The sequence below is a fragment of the Methylococcus sp. ANG genome, from assembly GCF_040730495.1.
Lineage (GTDB): Bacteria > Pseudomonadota > Gammaproteobacteria > Methylococcales > Methylococcaceae > Methylococcus.
On sequence record NZ_CP160399.1, the window covers coordinates 940,995 to 957,254 of the forward strand.

The following is a 16,260-nucleotide window of genomic DNA, read 5'->3' on the forward strand; positions in this document are numbered from 1 at the left end:
ATAACTTGAACAGTGAGCGGTCTGTGCCTACGCTTTGTGCATGGACGCCACCAAGGTGATTGAGGAAAAATTTCTGGCGCTTTCCGGCCGTCTGGACGAAGCAACGCTGCGGTTGTGGGCAGCGGTTGAGGCGCTTACCCTCGGCCATGGGGGCGTCAGTACCGTAGCGAGCGCGGTGGGTTTGTCGCGCACGACGATCTATGCCGGTCTGCGCGAGCTCGCTATGGCGCCATCCGGTGGCGAGCCAGTCACGGCGAGGATGGGCCGTGTTCGGGCCAAGGGTGGTGGGCGCAAGAAGCTGACGGCCAAAGACCCAACGCTGTTGCGCGACCTGGATGCGTTGGTCGAACCGACGACGCGTGGGGACCCGCAGTCGCCGTTGCGTTGGACCTGCAAGAGTACGCCGCGTTTGGCCAAGGAATTGGTGGCCCAAGGTCATCAGGTGAGCCAGCGCACCGTGTGTGATTTGCTGGCGCAGTTGGACTACAGTCTGCAAGCGACCCGGAAGATTCACGAAGGGGGTCAGCAGGCCGATCGTGATGCGCAGTTCAGCCACATTGCCGCGACGGCGGCGCAGTATCAGGCGGCGGGCGATCCGGTGGTCTCGGTTGATACCAAAAAGAAAGAACTGGTCGGGGACTTCAAGAATGGCGGGCGCGAATGGCAGCCGAAAGGTCGTCCGGAGGGCGTACGCGTCTACGACTTCATCGATCCGCAACTGGGTAAAGTCGCGCCCTATGGCGTGTATGACGTGGGCGCCAACCAGGGCTGGGTCAGTGTTGGGATCACCCACGACACGGCGGCATTTGCGGTTGAGAGTATCCGCCGGTGGTGGCGCGAGATGGGCCAGCCACTCTATCCGGCCGCGCGTCGCCTGCTGATCACCGCCGACTGCGGCGGCAGTAACGGCTATCGTGTGCGGCTCTGGAAGGTTGAGCTGCAGCAACTGGCCGACGAACTGGGGATGGTGATCCAGGTCTGTCACTTTCCGCCCGGCACTAGCAAGTGGAACAAAATCGAGCACCGGATGTTCTGTCACATCACCCAGAACTGGCGTGGTCGTCCTTTGGTCAGTCGGGAGGTTGTCGTGAACCTGATTGGCAACACGACGACCACCGAAGGGCTGCGCATCCAGGCACAACTCGACGACCGGGATTATCCGGCAGGAGTTAAAGTCTCCGACCAGGAACTCGCGGAACTGGCCATTGAACGCGACGAGTTCCATGGCGAGTGGAACTATCGGCTCAAGCCTCGCGATCTCGGCGGCTAAAAGGCTATTGTTCAAGTTATTTCTGCTAGGTTACTTATTGTGCGGTCGGGATCATATCATCCGGGTGCAGTGGCGGTCAGCCTCGACACGAATCGGTCGCCCCGCCGGCGCAAGCCGGCTCCCGTACTGCCGTTCCATGCCTCAGTGGTAGCATTGACGCTTTGCATCGCATTCCCCCGATCATGAATCCGCTCAAGAAGCTGGCCGGCCAGACCGCGATCTATGGCCTCAGTACCATCATCGGCAGGCTGCTCAATTACTTCCTGGTCCCGCTGTATACCTACCAGTTTGCCGATCCGGGCGAATTCGGCGTGATTACCGAGTTCTATGCCTATACGTCGTTTCTGAACATCGTTCTGACCTATGGCATGGAAACCGCCCTCTTCAATTTTTCCGCGAAATCCGCCGACAAGGCCACAGTGTACAGCACCGCTCTGCTGTCTCTGGCGCTGTCGACGGCGCTGTACCTGGCGGCGGTGTTGTGGCAAGCCGACACCCTCGCCGGCCTGCTTCGACATCCGGACCGCACCGATTACGTGCGCTGGGTCGCCTGGATCATCGCTCTGGATGCGCTCGCCGCCCTCCCGTTCGCCAAGCTGAGGGAGCAGCAGAAGGCAAAGCGCTTCGCGGTGCTCAAGACCACGAACATCCTGGTCAACATCGCCGCCAATGTCTTCCTCATCGGCTTGTGCAAATGGGCGTACGACGGCGGAGCGACAGATTCGCTGGGCTGGGCGGCGCAGCTCTACGATCCCGCCATCGGCATCGGCTACGTGTTCATCGCCAACCTCATCGCCAGCGGCCTGACCCTCTTGCTGCTTCTACCCGAGCTGGCCGCGGCGAAACTTCGCTTCGATGTCGCGCTTTGGCGACGGATGCTGGCCTATGCCCTGCCGCTGCTGGTCGCCGGCCTTGCGGGCATGGTCAACGAGACCATGGATCGCATTCTGCTGAAGTATCTGTTGCCGCCGGACACCGCCATGGAACAGCTCGGCATCTATGGCGCCTGTTACAAGATCGCCATCCTCATGAGCCTGTTCATCCAGGCGTTCCGCTATGCCGCCGAACCATTTTTCTTCTCTTACTACCGGCAGAAGGATGCAAGGGAACTCTACGCCCTGGTCATGAACTGGTTCGTCATCGCCTGTTCCCTGATCTTCCTGGGGGTGATGCTCAACCTCGGCTGGATCCAGTATTTCGTGGGGGCCAAGTACCGCGCCGGCATCGGCGTCGTCCCCATCCTTCTGATGGCCAACCTCTGGCTGGGCGTCTTCTTCAATTTTTCCATCTGGTACAAACTGACCGAGCAGACGCGCTTCGGCACCTACCTGACCGTCTGGGGAGCGGCGGTCACGCTGGCGCTCAACGTCTATTGGATACCGCGGCTCGGCTACATGGGCGCCGCCTGGGCGACGCTCGCCTGCTACGGCAGCATGGCCTTGCTGTCCTACCTCCTGGGCAGACGCTTCTATCCGGTCCGCTACGACCTGAAACGAATTCTCGGCTATCCCCTGCTCGCCGTGAGCATCTGGCAACTGACCGAGCGGATGCCCTTGTTGCCGTCCTGGGCCGAATTCACCTTCAGCAACAGCCTTCTGCTACTCATCTTCGCCCTCGTGGTCGTGCTGGAGCGACACCGTCTCCGTGGACCGGCACCCGCCCGCTAGTCCGATGCCGCGATTTCCCGTGCTCCGGACGTCTGGCATCGATCATGCTAGTCTTCCGCTGACGCCGATGCCGGCGCTTAACCTCTGCCGGCATGAGCGCGTCCATCATCTCCCATCTTCAGGACAAGGTTTCCTGGCATTCCGTATCAAGGCATGTTCGGCCATGGATGGCGCATTTTTCCGATCCTGGCTGCACTATCGGAACTCGAGCCCGCGTCCGAACGAAGGCTCCGGTTTACATCGCCGCGAATCCCGCCCAATAATGTCGGCGGCCCGCCACCGGGCCAACGACCACACATCCATCGAACAGGCTGACCACCCATGAAGCTGCTGGTTGCGATCGATTTCTCCGAAATCACCGACAAGGTATTGGGCCAGGCCAAGCTCCTGGCCAAAGCGTTATCTGCTGAAATATGGCTGCTGCACGTTGCCGAACCGGAGCCGGATTTCGTCGGCTACGATGCCGATCCTCTGGTCATGCGCGATCTGGCTGCCGAAACCTACAAGATTTGGCACCAGCGGGTTCAAGATGCTGCCAAAGCCTTGCGTGCGGAGGGATTCAGTTGCACCGGGCTGATGATCCAGGGACCGACCGTGGACACGATTCTCAAGGAAGCCGAACGGTTGCAGGCGGACATGATCGTGCTCGGTTCCCATGGGAAAGGACTGCTGGCCCGGCTCATCGTCGGAAGCAGTTGCGAGGGCGTCCTGCGCGGGACTTCCGTGCCCGTCCTCGTGGTGCCGGCATGAGGGCATCCGAGCCCAACGGCGGGAGCGCCATTTTCCGGCCGTCCGCGCCGGCGAGTGTTTTCCGTACCACGATCCGGGCGGCGTTCGCGGCCATGGCGCTGCCCGTCCTTGCCGTCGAACTCCCGCCGCCGGACAGGCTGGAATCCGAGGCCGGCGTTCCGGCACAGACCGTGGAGGTGGTCGAGCCGCACACTTCCAGCCCCGGACACGAACTCCGGGTCAGCTACCGGGGATTCGGAATGGCCGGATTATTGAGCCGGCTGTTCGGGGAGCGCTGGAAAGCTCCAGGCACCGAAGTCGTGTTTTTCGCCCGCGACGGCTACCGCTCCAGCGCCGACTCAGGGCGTTTTCTCGCCGCCTCCGCCTGGCTCGCATTCGGCCGCGCCGACGGCAAGCCCTTTACGGTCGACAATCCGAGCCAGCACGAAAGCGACGTGGCGCTGGGGCCGTATTACCTCATCTGGGACAACCTGCACGACCCCGTCGCTCGTGCCCAAGGCACGTACGGCTGGCCCTACCAGGTCGTCAGGATCGACCTGGCCACGCCGGCGGACTATGCCGCGGCGCGTCCGCAGGACGCCGACCCCGCGGCTGCCGAAGGTTTCGGCCAGGCCAAGAAGTACTGCCTCACCTGCCACCGGGTGGCTGGCATCGGCGGCGAGAAATTTCCCGCCGACCTGCGCGAAATCTCACGCCCGCTCGGCGACGAGGCGCTGAAAAGCTGGATCATCGAACCCCAGAAAATGCGCCCCGGCACTGCGATGCCGCCACTGGACGCGCTGTTGCCCGAAACCGAGCGCAACCGTATCGCCGACGCGATCATCCGCTATCTGCGAGCTCCGGCGATGGATATCACGAGGCCATGAACCCAAGGTTTGCGGATGGAAGACCGGTCAGGTTCGCAAACAAGGCGGCCCGGGAGAAGGCGGGTACTTATCCATAGACTTCGCCTGCGGTCCCGTATACCGACATGACCCTTCCCGAATGGAACTTTGGTCCCTACCGGCTCGAACCGGCCGATGCCCGCCTTACACGTGAAGAAAAAACGTTGCCGCTGCGGCCCAAGGCCTTTGCGGTATTGTGCCATCTGGTCGAGCGTTCGGGTCGGCTGGTCGGCAAGGACGAACTGCTGAATGCGGTCTGGCCCCGCGGCTATGTCAGTGACTCGGTCGTCGAGGTATGCATCAATCAGCTGCGGAAGGCACTGGAAGACGACCCCCGGTCGCCGCGCTACATCGAGACCGTGCCCAAACGGGGTTACCGCTTCATCGCCGAGGTCGCGGTTCAATGTGCCGAATCGGACGAGGCCCCGACAGCGGTAACGACCCATGCCCACACGGCTCCTCCCGACGCCGAGCGCTGGGCGGGCCGGAAGGGAGCGCTGGCCCGGCTCCACGGTCTCTGGGCCGAGACGCTCGCCGGCGAACGGCGGATTCTCTTTCTCACCGGCGAGGCAGGCATCGGCAAGACCACCCTCATCGAGATGCTGCTGCGCGACCTGGGAACGGAACCTAACCCGCCGCCGGTGTTGTCGGGGCAGTGCATCGACCATTTCGGCGCAGGCGAGGCCTTCCTGCCCCTGCTCAGCGCCCTGGGCGGCTATGTGCCCTACTGCAAGGCGGTTTTCCGCAGCGTGGCACCCACATGGCTGGCGCAACTGCCGGGGGCGGTCGCGCCGGAGGAACGCGCCGACTTGCAGCAGGAGGTGATCGGCGCGAACCGGGAACGCATGCTGCGCGAGGGCTGCGAGCTGCTGGAGGCATTGAGTACCCGGACGCCGCTGGTTCTGGTACTCGAAGACCTGCATTGGAGCGACAACGCGACCCTGGAACTCTTGAGCCTCTTGGGGCGAAGACGCGGCCGGGCTCCGCTGCTGGTCATCGGCAGCTACCGGCCGGGCGATGCCGCCCTGCGGGATCACCCGGTGAAACAGGTGCAGCAGGAACTGGAGTCCCACCGCCTGTGCGCCGAACTGGCGCTCGATACCTGGCGTTTCGAGGAGGTGCAGGATTATCTGGCCAAGCGGTTTCCGGAACAGGCTCCCCCGGAACCGGTCGCGCGCCTCCTCCACCGCAGAAGCGGGGGCCATCCCCTGTTCCTGGTGAACCTGCTGGATTACCTCCTTTCCCGAGGACAGCTCCAGCCGTTGCCGAGCGGCTGGAACATCGGCGGCGCCGATACGCTGGAGACGCAGATTCCGGACGACGTTCGCCAGATGATCCGGCACCAGGTATCGCGGCTGTCGCCCGAGGAGCAGCGGTTGCTCGGGGTAGCCAGCGCCGCCGGCGTGGAGAGTTCTGCGGCGCTGCTGGCATCGGCGCTGGATCGTGACGTGGTGGACGTTGAAGCCGTCTGCGAAAGCCTGGCGCGACGCGGGGTGATACTCGCCAACACGGGCATTACGGAATGGCCGGACGGCACGGTCGCCGGACAGTATGCCTTCCGTCGCGCGTTGTACGCCGACGTGCTGTATCAGGACCTGACTCCCGCCTGCCGCGTGTCGCTGCATCTGCGTCTGGCCGAGCGGCTGGAATCCGCCCATGGTGCCCACACGAGCGATATCGCCGCCGAACTGGCCCGGCATTTCGAGGCGGGTCGGAATTCCGCCCAGGCGGTCCATTACCTGGCCTTGGCGGCGGAACAATCGGCCCGCCGCTATGCCAACCGTGAGGCGCTGGATTACCTGAACCGTGCCCTTCGCTGGGCGGATCGCCTGCCCGAAGCTGCACGCATCGATGCCCGCCTGAAGCTGCTCCAACTGCGCTCCCGCGTCAACTGGGCGCTTACCGAATGGGCCGCCGTTCTCTCAGACCTCGAAGCGCTCGTTGAACTTGCCCGCGACGCCGGGCGGATTGAAACGGAAATCGGCGCCTTACACCTTTTGACCCTGGCGACTTCCTTTTGCGACCGCAGGCATTTTCAGGACTTGCTGAAATCTTCGCACCATCGCAGCCTGGAGATTGCGGACTCGAGATTCCAGGCTTACGCGTCGGGTTATCTGGCTTATTTTCATCTGGATTTCGGCGGATGGAGAGACACCGAGCGGGCCGATTTCGAATGCGCACTCGAAGGCGTGCGAGCGCTGAACGACGCAAACCTCCTTGCACATTTCGGAGCGATGCAATCCACCCTGTTATGTTCGCAGTCTTGCTATCCCGGATATTTCAAGAAAGTGGGCGAATCTCGCTTAACCAATTGATATAATTGGAGTTGCGCCAATAACGCTTCGTACGAAGCCTAAACGAGACCGCCCAATGAGTGATTCTATCCCGACCCAGCTCCGTTTTCCCACCGTCGCCGGCTTCACCGTCCGTGCCGACTTCGAAGGCGGCGCGGTGTCCAGCGACTTCGGCGCCCTCCTCCTGCAGGGCGTGGATCGGCAGACCGGATTGATCGCCCGTCTGGCCTCGGCCATTCAGGATCGCCGGCACCCTTCCTACATCGCCCACAGCTTGGCCGACCTCCTGCGTCAGCGCATCTTCCAGACCGCCTGCGGCTATGCCGACGGCAACGACGCCAACAGCCTGCGCCACGATCCCGTGTTCAAGCTGGCGGCCGAGCGGGCGCCGTTGGATGCCGACAACGCCCTGGCTTCCGGCCCCACCTTCTCGCGCTTGGAGAACGGAGTCTCCCGCAAGGACATCTACCGCCTGGCCCGCGCCTTCGTCGATGCCTTCATCGCCAGCTACACCACCCCGCCCGCGGTCATCGTCTTGGACATGGACCACTCCGAAGACCGCACCCACGGGCAGCAGGAACTGGCCTTCTACAATCACCACTACGGCAGCCACTGCTATCTGCCGCTGTTCTTGTTCGAGGGCCTCTCCGGCAAGTTCATCACCGCCGTGCTGCGGCCCGGCAAACGCCCCACCGGGCGCGAGAACGCCGCCATCCTCCAGCGGGTCGTGCGCCGCCTGCGCCAGGCCTGGCCGGATACCCACCTCGTCCTGCGCGGGGATGGCCATTTCGCCAACCCGGAGTTGATGGCCCTGTGCGAAGCCGATGCACGGATGGATTTCCTCTTCGGCCTGGCCGGCAACCAGGTGCTGACGCCCAAGGCCGAGCCGCTGCTTGCCAAGACGCGCGCCTTGCATGCGCAACGCTGTGATTTCGCTCGCCGCGCCGAACAGCCCGAGCCGGCGGCGACCCGTTTGTATGACGAGGTGGCCTACCAGGCCGGTTCCTGGCCCAAGGCCTATCGGGTGGTGCTCAAGGCCGAGGTCATGGGCCTGGGGGACAACCCGCGCTTCGTCGTGACCTCGCTCGCCGACCCGACGCCGGAGGCGCTGTACCGGGATCTGTACTGCGCACGCGGCCAGGACGAGAACTTCATCAAGGCGGTGAAGAACGATCTGGCCAGTGATCGCACCGCCGACCATGCCTTCCTCGCCAACCACCTGCGCCTGTTCTATGCCTGTGCCGCCTACAGCCTGATCCACAGCCTGCGGGAGCACACCCTGTGCCACACCGAACTGGCCAAGGCGCAGCCCATGACCCTCATCCTGAAGCTGTTCAAGCTGGCGGTGCGGGTGGTGCAGTACAAGGACCGGATCAAGTTGCACTTGCCGAGCGCCTGTCCGGTGAAGGCGCTGTTGCACCGGGTCACCGAGATACTCTATCTCGTCCGACCACCGGCCATGGCCTGAAGCGCGCCGTCACCCTCAACCGAGGAGGATCCGGCAGGACTCGGAGGGTTGATTGCGTCCAGTGTCTGGATTCCGGCCACCACCCCCGCGAAAAGAGGCAGGTCGAGGGGCTGCCCATGCCTCATGGGGGGCGTAGGTCAGTTCGGTGGACTGAAAAAATAGGCAGCTGGCCAAGCTATCGGGCGCAGGGGGCATTTTTATGAAACATCCGGGCTATATGGACGCTCTCTGCACAGCCGATGAAGTCGTGCAGCTCAGTCTACGACAGAGAGACAGCTTCAATTACATGGGGGGACAGTATTACCGCACCTGGCCACTGCTATATTCCGGAAACTGGCGGCAGTTGGTTTCGGCTATCGACGAAGGCCTGCATACCGCCAGCCAGAACTCCAACCTCTTCATTGACACAGCGTATCAGCTGGTTAAGGCGGCACTGCATTTGCAGGCATTTGATTTTCAAGGCGCCGAAGTCTTCTGTATGAATGTGGCCAACTATCTGGGCGACCAATACACCAAGTACGTTTACCAACTCATGTACGGGCATACCTACCTGGGCCTCGGCCGTCTTACCGAAGCCTGGAGGTTCTTTCACGAAATCGAGCAAGCTTTGGACGGTGGCGCCCTGATCGAATTGCGTTACCGGCTGATGTTCTACGAAAACCTTGGCGCCTATTGGCTGGCCGAAGGCGACTCCGGGAAGGCGCGCTCCGCGGCGGGACGGCTCCTGGAGCTCGCCACCCCGCCGGGCAACCGCCACTTCTTGGCAATCGGCCATCGCCTTCTCGCGTTGTGCGCCCAGGCTGAGAACGACCGGCCCGAAGCCGCGGCCCGAATCGAGCAAGCACTGACTTTCGCGGAGGACGGAGAAGTGCCGCTGGCGGCCTGGCAGGTGCATGCCGCGGCGGCCGAATTGCATGAGCGTTGGGGCGATAGCGCCACTGCGGAGGAACATCACCGTCAGGCCGCAACCGTACTCCGCGGACTTGCCGATGGCCTGGGCGACACTGACGAAGGCAGGATTCTGGCCGGAACCTTGTTAAGCGCTCTCCGGCCGCTCGCCCCACAAGCACTGCCATCGCCCTCATAACGCGCCGGAGGTCTCCGCCGCTATCTCGCCGGAGGCGCGGCGTGCTCGATGCCATAGTCGAGCTTGGCCAGTTCGCGCAGGAGCACATCCGGATGGGTTTCCCAGAGAGGCTTGGCGCAGCCGCCGCCACCGCTTCCGGTCAACCCCAGCAGGGCGTCGACATGCAATTCGGCAACGCCCGCCTGCCTCAAAGAGGCCCGGAACGTGGCGCGGAAAACGTCGGAACGCCGCCCTTCCCGCTTCAGCCCCAGCGCGTTCAAGTGCCGGTTGAGCCACATTCCAAGGTTCTGTCCTTTGCTGCCCAGGCGCGGAATCTTCAGCCCCGGCCACAGCGTGTCGCGGCCGCGCTGATTTCTTGCATGCTCGAGCAGCCCAAGGGCCACCAACCGGGGGTGAACAGGCACGAAACGCAATTTGCGCATGACGGACAGCCGGGCGTTGGCCGCTACCAGACGGAAAGCCGGGATGCCGCCGGGAAGCTCCACGATGTCTTCGGGGGTGAGCCGGCAGATTTCGCCGATGCGGGCGCCCGCATAGAGCTGGATCAGGGGAATCCAATACTTGTAGGCCGTGTTGACGCCTTTCCGTCCATGCTCGGACTCGAAGAAGATCTTCAGATGCTCCGGGCTGAGCGGTTTGTCGCCACTTTGCTGGCGCAGTTCCGCCACGACGCTCTCGTCCGGCAGCCGACAGCCGTTGCAAGGATTTCGCTCGAAGCCGTAACGCCGCTCCGCGATGGCCCAGTTGAAGAGAGCCGACAACGAACCGAGATAACCGTTGGCGGTCGCGGCGGACAAGCCATAGGCGCCGCGCAGCTCGTTCAGCAGAATACGGATGTCCTCGGACCGGTATGCACCGACCGGCCGGTCGCCGAGGATTTCGGCGCAGCGGACCAAATGGCTTTCCGCCTGCCGCAGCCGTTCATAGCGGACTTTGTTGTGGCGGGCGCGAACGTAGTCCCGGATCACCCGCGTCAAGAGGAGGTCGGCATTCCGCCGCGAGGGCTGGCCCGATCTCGTGATTGGCGCATTGCGCCGCTGCGATTGCGTTGCAGTAGTGGTAGATGTCGCTGTCTTCACTTCGTCCTGGCCAAACAATCAAAGGTATACGTGGATTGTGAACGAACGCTCCGATGTTTTCTTGGACGAAAGCGCACTGGGAACGGGACAATTGCGCAATGATCAAGATCGGAAGCCGGTCGAAACGAACCCGCTCATTTCCGGACGCCGGCCGGAGATGAGCGGGTTCTGAGTCTGCCCTTGCGGCTAGGGCAATACCTTGACGAACTTGGCCTTGACCGTCTTGGCCTTGTTCAGCTTGACTTGGCACTGATTGAGTGGCAGCACCGGTGCGCCGACGCCCTGGTAGCCGCAAGAACTGCCCCAGCCCAGGAAGATCGACCCGGGCGAGGGCTGGGCGGTCAGGGTGACCACGGTGTCTTTCGGATAGCTCACCTGGCACACCCCGCCGCAGTCGATGCCCGCCGGATCGCTCGTCACCTTGCCGGTGCCGGTTCCGGCTTTCGTCACGGTCAGGGTGTGCTGCGGACGCACGTAGACGTAGGCAGCGCCGGCTTGAAGCGCTGCTATGCCGCCACTGGCGTAAGACGCACCGACCACCGCCGTCGCCCCCGATACCGACACGGCAGAACCGAAGTTGTCGTACTGGCCGCCGTCGGAGGCGGTAAGCCTCGCCGCCTCGGTTCCGTTCGTCCATCCGCCCGCAGGCCGGGTATAGAGGTAGGCAGCCCCCTTCACCTCCGCCGCAACGTGGGCGTATATGGCGCCAGCCAACACGGTATCGCCCCATGCCCCTACCGACCAGCCCAACAAATCAAAGGGCTGTCCGTCACTGGCGGCGAGCTTGGCGGTTTCCGTTCCGCTCGACCAACCCCCGAGGGGCTTTGCGAAGACATAAGCGGCGCCGGAATCATCGGCGGCCGACGTGTCCGCATACGGAGCCCCCGCAACAATCGTGTTTTCCGCCGTGGCCACCGACCAACCGAAAGAATCCCCCGTATCGCCATCGCTGGCGCGGAGTCTCGCTTGCTCGGTCGTATCGACCCAGCCACCGGCAGGCTTGACATACACATAGGCCGCCCCAGTCCAGGACTGGGTGCCCCCCAAAATAGCGTACGGTGCGCCCACGACTGCGGTCTCCCCCGACAGCGCCACGGAGAAACCGAATCTGTCGTCGACCACCGAATCAGTTCCGGTCAGCTTGGCCGTCTCGGTGCCGCTCGTCCAGCCGCCCGGAGGTTTGGAGTAGACGTAGCCCGCGCCGTAACCGGCGGAACCGACAGGTGCCCCTACCAATACGGTATCGCCGGACACGGCCACCGACCTGCCAAAATCACTGTTCTGAATCCAATCGCTCGCCGTCAGCTTGGCCGTTTCGGTGGCATTCGTCCAACCGCCGGCGGGCTTGACGAAGACATATGCCGCCCCGACGCAGCACTCGCTGAGCACTTCTGCGGCCGGCGCTCCGACTACGACGGTGTCACCCCCTACGGCGACGGACGTGCCGAAATAATCGGACGGTGTCCAGTCGCTGGCCGTGAGCTTCGCTTGCTGAGTCCAGGTCGTTCCTCCTGCAATCCGCACATACACATAAGCCGCGCCCACGTCGGGAAGTCCGGGAACTCCGGGACCGTCAGCGCCAGGCGCTCCCACGACCGCGGTGTCACCCGACACAGCAACCGAAAACCCGAAATAGTCTTGCGCGTTCCGGTCACTGGCCGTCAGCTTGGCCTGCTCGCTGACGATCAGAGGATCGACCACGATGGGCCAAGCCGCGCCGCGGACATCGACCCGGATGGCGAGACTTTCTCCGGCCAAGGTCATCTGTGCCGGCAGTGCTTTGCCTTTGGCATCGGCCACACTCAAGTCGCGGTAGGCCAATACCACACGGCCGCTCGGGTCGCGCAGCTTGGCGCTGTGCCCGCCGGCCTCGATCTCGGCCTTGAGCCCGCCGCTCGCGCTCAGACTCAACTCGATTTCTGATGCGCCAGCCACCGGCGGCTTGGCGACGGTGAAGCCTTGCTCCAACCCTTCGGGGCGGTTCTCATACCATTCGGTCAAGGGTCCTCGGCGGTATTCCACCCGCTGCCCAGTCACCGCGACTCGTGCCGGCAGAACCGGTTGCAAATGACCCGGCGTGCCAAATCCGGCCAGCTCCAGACCCCAGTGCCAGGACTTGTCCTTGCCGGTGGGCGCCAGTTGCACGCTGCGCCCGTCGAAGTTCAGCGTCATCCGGTTTTCCGGATTCAACCCCCGGTAGCCGTTCGCGCCCGCCGCTTCGATGCAGCGCAGATCCGCGCTCACCGCCGTCTTGAGTTCACTTGGAATCTCCGGAACAGCCGCGGCATGAGCGGCCGCCGGACCCCAGAGCCCGGCGGCCAGCACCAGCCTCAGCACGCAGTGCCCCAGCACCGGGCTCAAAGATAATGGGCTTGCATCCCTCATCATCATATGGTTCCTCTCTCACGGTTTCGATTCATCCCGTCCGGATGCAGGCACGGGACTGCAGCGAAACCCTTGGAGCGGAAGAAGTTGACCCGGGTCCCGCCTTGCATCCGTCAGCATGCAACCGGACAAAGCGACACGAGGCTAACAGTGCGGAATCGGCGAGTCCTTTCGCGGCGCTTACGTTTCGCTTACGCGATGGCGTCGAGCCCGGACCTTGCCGGTGAGAGGGAGGAAATCCGGCAGATGCGCCGTCAGAGCGCGTTGATCGCTTCCCGCAAATTTTTCGCGGGGATGATGGAAACGCCGGGCACACCCTGCTTCGGCGCGTTCTTGGCCGGCACCAGGGCGTGTTTGAAACCGTGCTTGGCGGCTTCACGCAGCCTCTCTTCACCGTTGGGCACGGGGCGGATTTCGCCATTGAGGCCGAGTTCGCCGAAGACGACCCAGTCGCCGGGCACCGAGCGGTCGCGGAAACTGGAGACCACGGCGCAGGCGACGGCGAGGTCGCCGGCGGTCTCGGTGAGACGGACGCCGCCGACCAGGTTGACGAATACGTCCTGCGCCGCGACGGGAACCCCGCCGTGGCGGTGCAGCACCGCCAGCAGCATCGCCAGGCGGTTCATCTCCATGCCCACCACCAGCCGCCGCGGGGCCTGGAGATGGGATTCGTCGACCAGGGCCTGGACTTCCACCAGCAAGGGCCGGCTGCCCTCGCGGGTCACGGTGACGATGCTGCCCGGCATGTCCTCGTCGCCCCGCGACAGGAAGATGGCCGAAGGGTTGCGGACTTCCTTGAGACCGGTCTCGGTCATGGCGAACACGCCGAGTTCGTTGACCGCGCCGAAGCGGTTCTTGAACGAGCGCACCACCCGGTAGCGGCTGGACGCATCGCCCTCGAAATACAGCACGGTGTCGACCATGTGCTCCAGCACCCGGGGACCGGCCAGCGCGCCCTCCTTGGTGACGTGGCCGACCAGGAACACGGTGGTCGAACTCTGCTTGGCGTAGCGCACCAGTTGCGCCGCGCATTCCCGCACCTGCCCCACCGAACCGGGCGCCGATTGCAGGGACTCGCTGTATACGGTCTGGATCGAATCGACCACCAGCACCTCGGGCTTGTGCTGGCTTGCCGCGCCGAGGATGCGTTCCAGCGAGGTTTCGGCCAGCGCCTGGATATCCCCGCCGTTGAGGCCCAGCCGATGCGCCCGCAGGCTGACCTGGCTGAGCGATTCCTCGCCGGTCACGTACAGCGTGCGCGCGCTCTTGCCCAGATAAGCCAGCGTCTGCAGCAATAGGGTCGATTTGCCGATACCGGGATCGCCGCCGAGCAGGATCGCCGAACCCGGCACCACGCCGCCGCCGAGCACCCGGTCGAGTTCCGCCAGGCCGCTGCCGACGCGCGACAGTTCCTCCAGGGACACCTCGGCCAGGGAGACCGGGACGCTCGCCTCGGCGACACCGGCGTAGCCGACTTGGCGCCGGCTGGGCGCGGGCGCTTCGACCTCCTCGGCCAGAGTGTTCCACAAACCGCAGCCGCCGCACTGACCGGACCATTTGGGCTGGCTCTGGCCGCACTCGGTGCAGCGGTAGACGATCCTGCCAGGCTTGGAGCGAATCCCGCTCAGAGCTTGACTCCGCTCACGAGCGCGTTCACCTCGTTCCGATAATGCACGGTGACGGCTTGGTATCCGATTTCCGCCATGCTCTCCAGAGCCGGAGCCAGCCGCATCACTCGGTCTGGCGATTCGTCGCTGAACAGATGGACGATCCAATGCTCCAACAGGTCGATACGGTTCAGGTCCCGGAACACCTTGAAGTACTGTTTGACCTCTTCCTGGATGAGCCGGGTATGTTCCAGGGTGTCGTCCAGCCCGTAGCGGTCGCCGTTCACGAACAGCCCGCCGGGCTTGAGCACCCGGAAGATTTCCCGCAGCACTTCGCTCCGGTAGCCGTCCATGAAATTGTGCAGGGTGAAGGCGGAAGCGATGATGTCGACGCTGCCGTCGGCCTGTGCGCGGAGAAACGACAGGGCGTCGTTCTCGACGAGCCGCAAGCGCCCCGCCTCGATCCAGGGCGCAAGATTCGCTCTAGCCTGGGCCAGCATGGCGGGCTCTGAATCGATGGCGGTCAGCGGCGCCTCGCCCAGCGCCGCGAGCAGGGCCGCGGTGGTCACGCCGGTACCGCAGCCGAGCTCCAGCACGCTGTCCGGGACTGCCCGCCCCCGCAGCCATTCGGCCATGAACTCTCCGACGCGCCGGCTCATCTCCGCGGCGGCGGGACAGATCAATTTGAGCTTTTCGTATTCTTCGGCTATGGCGCCGGAGAACAGCCTCTCGGCGGTGTGCAAATTCGGAATCGCGTTCATGGAGAGTGAGTTACCGCATCGTCGAAAGAAAACCGGGCGGCGCTTGATTTTTCACCCGGACGCCGCAGATTATGGTAGCACTCAAACCAACCACGGGTATTCCCGCCATGCGCATCCTCTTGTTCCTGCTAACCAACGCCGCCGTGCTGGTGCTGATCAGCATCGTCTTCAACGTGCTCGGCCTGGGCCAACTGCTGGCACAGCAGGGGGTCGACCTCGACCTCAACAGCCTGCTGGTGTTCTCCGCGGTCATAGGCATGAGCGGTTCCTTCATCTCGCTGCTGATGTCCAAATGGATGGCGAAGCAATCCATGGGCGTCTTCGTCATCGAACGGCCGTCCAACAGCACCGAGAGCTGGCTGGTCGACACCGTGGCCCGCCAAGCCCGGCAGCTCGGGCTCGGCATGCCGGAAGTCGGCATTTTCGAATCGCCGGAACCGAACGCCTTCGCCACCGGCGCCAGCAAGAACAGCTCGCTGGTCGCGGTCAGCACCGGCCTGTTGCAGAACATGAACCCGGACGAAGTCGAAGCCGTGCTCGGCCATGAAATGAGCCATGTCTCCAACGGCGACATGGTGACGATGGGCCTCCTGCAAGGCGTGGTCAACACCTTCGTGTATTTCTTCGCCACCATTGCCGGCCACCTGGTCGACCGGGTGCTGTTCCGCTCCGAGAACGACCGCGGTGGCTACGGACCGGCCTATTACATCACCCAGATGATCGCGCAGATCGTGCTGTCGATCCTGGCCACCATGATCGTCATGTGGTTCTCGCGCTGGCGCGAGTTCCGCGCCGATGCCGGCGGTGCCCGCCTGGCCGGCCGCGGCAAGATGATCGACGCCCTGCGCGCGCTCCAGCGGGCGCAGGAACCGCACGACCTGCCCGGCCAGCTCGCCGCCTTCGGCATCGGCGGTGGCGGCGGCATGAGCCGGCTGTTCATGAGCCATCCGCCGCTGGAGGAGCGCATCGCCGCGCTGCAGAACCTGCGCTGAGCCGGGCGTGCGGCGC

Annotated in this window: 12 protein-coding genes; 8 read left to right on the forward strand and 4 right to left on the reverse strand. The window is 63.9% G+C overall.

The window, feature by feature from the left end:
- Positions 1 to 40 precede the first annotated feature (40 nt).
- The 7 genes from ABZN20_RS04345 (at position 41) to ABZN20_RS04375 (ending at position 9,420) form a co-directional block, all read left to right on the forward strand.
- Complete coding sequence (locus ABZN20_RS04345) at positions 41 to 1,270, forward strand: ISAzo13 family transposase (RefSeq protein ID WP_367025221.1); 1,230 nt, start codon at positions 41 to 43, stop codon at positions 1,268 to 1,270.
- 182 nt (positions 1,271 to 1,452) lie between these two features.
- On the forward strand, positions 1,453 to 2,937 hold the full coding sequence (locus tag ABZN20_RS04350) for an oligosaccharide flippase family protein (protein WP_367026873.1): 1,485 nt from the start codon (positions 1,453 to 1,455) through the stop codon (positions 2,935 to 2,937).
- Positions 2,938 to 3,258: 321 nt separating this feature from the next.
- Entirely contained in the window at positions 3,259 to 3,687 is a 429-nt protein-coding gene (locus tag ABZN20_RS04355) for a universal stress protein (protein WP_367026874.1), read from the forward strand.
- Positions 3,684 to 4,553, forward strand: coding sequence for a c-type cytochrome (locus tag ABZN20_RS04360; RefSeq protein ID WP_367026875.1), 870 nt, complete (start codon positions 3,684 to 3,686; stop codon positions 4,551 to 4,553). The genes ABZN20_RS04355 and ABZN20_RS04360 overlap by 4 nt, the downstream gene beginning before the upstream one ends.
- A 104-nt stretch (positions 4,554 to 4,657) precedes the next feature.
- On the forward strand, positions 4,658 to 6,886 hold the full coding sequence (locus ABZN20_RS04365; RefSeq protein ID WP_367026876.1) for an AAA family ATPase: 2,229 nt from the start codon (positions 4,658 to 4,660) through the stop codon (positions 6,884 to 6,886).
- Positions 6,887 to 6,941: 55 nt separating this feature from the next.
- Positions 6,942 to 8,333 carry an IS1380 family transposase gene (locus tag ABZN20_RS04370; RefSeq protein WP_367025178.1) on the forward strand — a complete coding sequence of 464 codons (1,392 nt, stop codon included), beginning with the start codon at positions 6,942 to 6,944 and terminating at the stop codon, positions 8,331 to 8,333.
- Positions 8,334 to 8,532: 199 nt separating this feature from the next.
- Positions 8,533 to 9,420 (forward strand): hypothetical protein, encoded by an 888-nt coding sequence (locus ABZN20_RS04375; protein ID WP_367026877.1) that lies wholly within the window; start codon positions 8,533 to 8,535, stop codon positions 9,418 to 9,420.
- A gap of 20 nt (positions 9,421 to 9,440) precedes the next feature.
- On the opposite strand, the gene ABZN20_RS04380 is transcribed toward ABZN20_RS04375, so the two are convergent.
- The 4 genes from ABZN20_RS04380 to ABZN20_RS04395 form a co-directional block, all read right to left on the reverse strand.
- Positions 9,441 to 10,388: an integrase gene (locus ABZN20_RS04380; RefSeq protein WP_218809135.1), complete on the reverse strand. Its 948-nt coding sequence runs from the start codon at positions 10,386 to 10,388 to the stop codon at positions 9,441 to 9,443.
- Between the two features lie 297 nt (positions 10,389 to 10,685).
- Positions 10,686 to 12,890: an FG-GAP repeat protein gene (locus ABZN20_RS04385; RefSeq protein ID WP_367026878.1), complete on the reverse strand. Its 2,205-nt coding sequence runs from the start codon at positions 12,888 to 12,890 to the stop codon at positions 10,686 to 10,688.
- 248 nt (positions 12,891 to 13,138) lie between these two features.
- Positions 13,139 to 14,482, reverse strand: a complete 1,344-nt coding sequence (gene radA / locus ABZN20_RS04390; RefSeq protein ID WP_423246442.1) for a DNA repair protein RadA — start codon at positions 14,480 to 14,482, stop codon at positions 13,139 to 13,141.
- A gap of 26 nt (positions 14,483 to 14,508) precedes the next feature.
- Positions 14,509 to 15,252, reverse strand: coding sequence for a class I SAM-dependent methyltransferase (locus tag ABZN20_RS04395; protein ID WP_367026879.1), 744 nt, complete (start codon positions 15,250 to 15,252; stop codon positions 14,509 to 14,511).
- 107 nt (positions 15,253 to 15,359) lie between these two features.
- On the opposite strand from ABZN20_RS04395, the gene htpX reads away from it, so the two are divergent.
- Positions 15,360 to 16,244, forward strand: coding sequence for a protease HtpX (gene htpX, locus ABZN20_RS04400; RefSeq protein ID WP_218806778.1), 885 nt, complete (start codon positions 15,360 to 15,362; stop codon positions 16,242 to 16,244).
- Positions 16,245 to 16,260 lie beyond the last annotated feature (16 nt).